This is a genomic window from uncultured Acetatifactor sp., assembly GCF_948601915.1.
Lineage (GTDB): Bacteria > Bacillota > Clostridia > Lachnospirales > Lachnospiraceae > Acetatifactor.
The window spans coordinates 1-4,534 of record NZ_CAPDXS010000128.1; the positions used below are offsets into that span (position 1 = coordinate 1).

Below are 4,534 nucleotides of genomic sequence, written 5' to 3' on the forward strand. Positions count from 1 at the left end.
AAAGGGGCGCTTTCTTGCAAAAGTCTATAGTCCTGAAAATTGGGAAACTTTTATTATACATAAACGGCATTTAATTCTTGCCAGCCACATAGCACAGCCGGTCATGCCGTTTATCCGGTTTTTGGCAAGACTTAATCGCTATATATAGACTACATGTCAGGTTATGAGTCGTGAAACAACGGTGAAACAACCCTAAAAAAAGGCTATCATCCCTTGACAATTCTGCAATTTATGGTAGTATATAAATAACATCTCCCTCAGGCCTCTGTGGAAACACATGCACACTTGAGGGCGTTTTGTTTATAAGGAGTTATGCCATGCCAGATAAAAGCTTTAAAACGATTGAGGAACAGTTAGAAATCCTACGTTCTCGTGGCCTCACCATTGATGATGAAGACGTAGCAAAGGAATTTCTGCTCTGGAACAATTATTACCGGGTTAGTGGTTATTCCCTGACGCTGCGAAAGAATGATATATTTTACAAATCTGCAGTTTTCCAGAACATTATGGATATCTACAATTTCGACCACGAGCTCAGGCACATCCTCCTCCAGTATCTGGAAGTAATCGAAGTCCAGTTGAAATCCGTCTATGCATATGAATTTACGAAAGCCCATGGGTCGACAGGCTACCTCGACGCTTCTTTTTTCGTCAATGAGGCACGGTATGAGGAGATTATCAAAAAAGCGGAATTGCAGAAGTCACAGCGCCTCCCCCATGAGGCATATCTGAAGCATTTTGTCAATGATTTGCAGCAGGACATTCCTCTGTGGGCATATGTGGATTTGCTGACTATCTCGGATATCTCATTTTTATATGCGATTTCCGAACAGCCCATTAAGGCTGCTGTTGCCCGTACTTTTGGTCTGACCACGGACAGGGGCGCTTCTATTCTAGGAAGCTATATGCACAGCATGACGATTATCCGCAATCTATGTGCACATGGGAGTAGGCTGTATAACCGTCTTTTTGAACAGAAGCCATCCCTTAACAAAGCAGAAAAAGCCCTCCTGATGAAAAACAGCAGAGGGGAACTGGATAATGCTCATTTATACGGCTTTCTGCTCATCATGCGGCGGGTACTTTCCGAATCGGAATTCAACGGGCTGAAAGAATCTATCATCACACTAACGAAAAAATATCCGTTTGTACGGATGGATTATTATGGTTTCCGCAGCGACTGGCAGCAGAAGCTGTAATAATATCGCCATATCCTCATATACTACCTAAGACTTCTCCCACGAGCCGTTTTCGGCGCAATACTGTGGGCGGTCTGAGGGGCTGTCGCCCTGGCGGATGGATGATTTGCCAGAGCAGCAGCCCCGTTTTTATGCACAGGCCTTAAGCCTCTTTTTTCTGAAGCGCCCTGGTGAGGATAAGGCTGGCAACAATCCCCAGGACGCCGGCGGCGAGGGGTTCGAAGGTAATCTTGCAAATGGCGTGCAGCAAAGTCTCGCGGGAGTCCATATATTTCAGCCACTGATCATAATTGATTAACAGGAAGATGCCGGTCATGTTCAGGTTCAGCAGCCAGCCGCAGCTTTTCTCCTGCCGGATGATGGCCCACAGATTACAGCCGAAGAAGATGAGCTGGGCTATGAAGGCCATGATGAGCTGCCGCTCCAGGAAGGGGCCTACCCACATCAGCTCCCTGCCGAACAGCCTTTCGGCATACGAAGCGATGCCGGACGCGGCGTAAAAGAACACAGCGATGAAGTACAGATCCGTCACAAGGGAGGCGGCTCCTAGCAGATACTGGATTTTCCCCGGCCTGTTCTTGGCCTTATAGCCGAAAGAGGCCAGGAGGTTGGCGGCAATGCAGACGACTAGCAGCAGCGTAGTATTGTCGAAGATGGCATAGCCCGCATGGTTGGCAAAGAACACTTCAACGCCACAGTACACCAGGAACACCAGCACCAGATAACAGACCAGATTCTGGTACTTCATATTCGTCCTTATTTTCTTCAATCCATCCATTCCCCGCTGCTCCAGCTTCTCGCCGGAGAGCACATTGGCCTTGTAGGCTTCCAGCATCTGGCGGCAGCCATCGCACTCCTTCGCATGTTCCTCCACATATTCTTTCGCGGCATCGGAGCATATTCCGTCCACATAGGATGGCATCAGGTCTTTTACGATATCACAATCTCTGCTTTTCATAGTAATCTCCTTTGTTCCCGCCCGGGACTGCGCCTGCGGGAGTATTTTATTTTGCCTTTAAGGGTTTCATTCATTCTGGATCAGGGCCAGCTTCGCCCGGTAGAATGTGACCCGGGCCCAGTTCTCGGTCCTTCCCAGGATATCGCCGATCTCCCGGAAGGACAGGTCCCCCAGCACCCGCAGCTCCACGGTCTTCCTGGCATCGGGGGACAGGGCTTTGAGTCTGTCCCACACGTCCGCCAGCTCCACTTTGGCCATGGCGTGCTGCTCTGTGTCCTGGCGGGATTGGAGGGATTCGTCCAGCTCTTCCAGCTGCACCCGGTGGCTCTTGTCCCAGTGCTGGTAGAGCAGGTGCTTGGCAATCTGGCACAGCCAGGTGGAGAGCTTGCAACTGTGGTCATAGCTGTCCAGCCGCTCCAGGGCTTTCAGGAAAGTCTCCTGCATCAGATCCTCCGCCAGGGCGGGGTCTTTGCATTTTTTGTATAGGAAATGGTATACGATCTGTGAGTACTGCCGATAGAGCTCTTCCATACATCCCCTCCTCTCCTGCGGCGGCTTCCCGGGAACCGCTCTTTCCTTGCGTCTACCTGATATATCCGGTTCGGGACGGTTTCGTTACAGATATTTTTTGCGCCGGGCCAATCGGAAATATCGTCCTCTGGCAGACAGATGGATTTCTATACACCAGAACCGATATCGAGGGCAACGACGAGGGCCGGACATTCATGAGATATACTGCATAACGCTGAATGCTGCCTAATGTAATCATGCGAATGAACCAGTCAGCGTTATGCAGTCTGGTTTCACGGCAAGTGAAATCGTTAAGCAGTATAATTATTGGATAAAGTCAGGGAGAAAGCAATATCAAAAGTAAGAACAGGAAAAGAAACTGAACGTTGTTTCGGACGGCCGTAGGCCTTGAAAAGGCATTCCGGTTCCGGCTGTCATTTTTTCAGTGAGTCAGGGATGGAGAGCCCTTCCTCATGGACATCCCGAAATGCGTGGCAGAGGATGGATTCTATTTGCTGGGAGGGTAAGGTATGGGGGCCTGAGCGCGGGCGCGAAAAGGGGACCCCGGATTCAATCTGATTACCTGCGGCTGCAGCCTCTTCGAGTGGGGGACTTTCCTGCGGCGCATGGACAACTTTCTGATGGACATCTATGCGGATCCGGAGGACGTGGAAGCCCTGATAGAGCAGCTGATGGTGCGCCATATGGCCACTCTGGAGAAGGTATGTGCGTCCGTGGGGGATGACGGTTATGGATTCGGCACGCCATGGCATTTCCCATGGCGTTTCCTGGTTGAAAAATGCGGGATGGTTCTTGAAAATGCGGTACATTTATGTATAATGTAGGAAGACCGGGGCGTTTCCGGCAGGGGTCAGCGGCGCCTTTCTTTATGGAAATGGGACATGCTTGCAAAAGGGTTTCTGCTGGATTTGGATACGGCGATGGAAAACGCGCTGAGTATGTGTACGGCGGGCTCTTGGGAGAGAATGGAGGATATGATGATGCATTTTAAGGAAATGCCCTATGAGAGGGTGTGCTATGAGGAGCTGGAGGGGCGCTACCACCAGCTGATGGAGGAGCTCCGGGAGGCCGGGGACGCGGAGGCCTGCATGGCCGTCCTGAGGAAGCGCTATGAGCTGATGGCGGACATGACGGCCATGGATCTGTGCTATGTACGGCATGACATGGACGTGAATGACGCTTTTTACGCGGCGGAGCAGGCATATTATGACGAAATCGGGCCGAAGCTCAGCGACCTTTCCAACCAGTTCGACCGGCTGCTCCTGGATTCGCCCCATCGCAAAGACCTGGAGGAGATCCTGGGCTCCTATGTGTTCGCCCTCATGGAGGCCGGGCAGAGCGGGTTCGACAGCCGCCTGATCGAGCTGGCCCAGGAGGAGAATAAGCTGCTGGCCAGATACAACCAATTGACCTCCAACGGAACCGTGGACTGGGAGGGGGAGAAGCGCAAGCGCAACCTGATGACCCTCATCGCCCAGTCGCCGGACCGGGACGTGAGGAAGCGGGCTTCCCTTGCCATCTCCGATTCCTGGGAGGCCCAGAGGCAGGAGCTGGAGGAGATCTTCGACAAGCTGTTGGACAACCGGCGCAGGCAGGCCAAGGCCATGGGCTTCTCCAGCTATGTGGAGATGAGCTATTTCCGCATGTCGCGCATCGGCTATGGGCCCAAGGAGGTGGCGGCGTTCCGGGAGCTGGTGAAGAAATACCTGGTGCCCCTGTCCCGGAAGCTGGAGGAGCGCCGCAGGAAACGGCTTGGCCTGGAGCATCTCTACATATACGATTCCGGGGTGCATTTCCCGGAGGGGAATCCGGTGCCCGTGTGCGTGGAGTCTGCGCCTGTGGACAG

5 protein-coding genes are annotated in these 4,534 nt (G+C 52.4%); 3 read left to right on the top strand and 2 right to left on the bottom strand.

From position 1 onward, the window contains the following. Positions 1 to 317: 317 nt before the first annotated feature. The gene (locus Q2B33_RS18540; RefSeq protein WP_300567729.1) at positions 318 to 1,199 is read left to right on the top strand and encodes an Abi family protein; all 882 of its coding nucleotides are present in this window, start codon (positions 318 to 320) and stop codon (positions 1,197 to 1,199) included. Positions 1,200 to 1,341: 142 nt separating this feature from the next. Here Q2B33_RS18540 and Q2B33_RS18545 read toward each other — a convergent pair whose 3' ends face one another. Next, positions 1,342 to 2,157, bottom strand: coding sequence for a zf-HC2 domain-containing protein (locus tag Q2B33_RS18545; protein ID WP_300567732.1), 816 nt, complete (start codon positions 2,155 to 2,157; stop codon positions 1,342 to 1,344). 66 nt (positions 2,158 to 2,223) lie between these two features. Next, positions 2,224 to 2,688: an RNA polymerase sigma factor gene (locus Q2B33_RS18550; RefSeq protein ID WP_296475024.1), complete on the bottom strand. Its 465-nt coding sequence runs from the start codon at positions 2,686 to 2,688 to the stop codon at positions 2,224 to 2,226. A gap of 605 nt (positions 2,689 to 3,293) precedes the next feature. Here Q2B33_RS18550 and Q2B33_RS18555 point away from each other — a divergent pair. Together Q2B33_RS18555 and Q2B33_RS18560 are read left to right on the top strand one after the other, a co-directional pair. Then, complete coding sequence (locus Q2B33_RS18555) at positions 3,294 to 3,512, top strand: hypothetical protein (protein WP_300567737.1); 219 nt, start codon at positions 3,294 to 3,296, stop codon at positions 3,510 to 3,512. A 57-nt stretch (positions 3,513 to 3,569) separates the two neighbouring features. Beyond that, on the top strand, positions 3,570 to 4,534 hold a 965-nt coding region (locus Q2B33_RS18560; RefSeq protein WP_300914156.1), incomplete at its 3' end, for a M3 family metallopeptidase.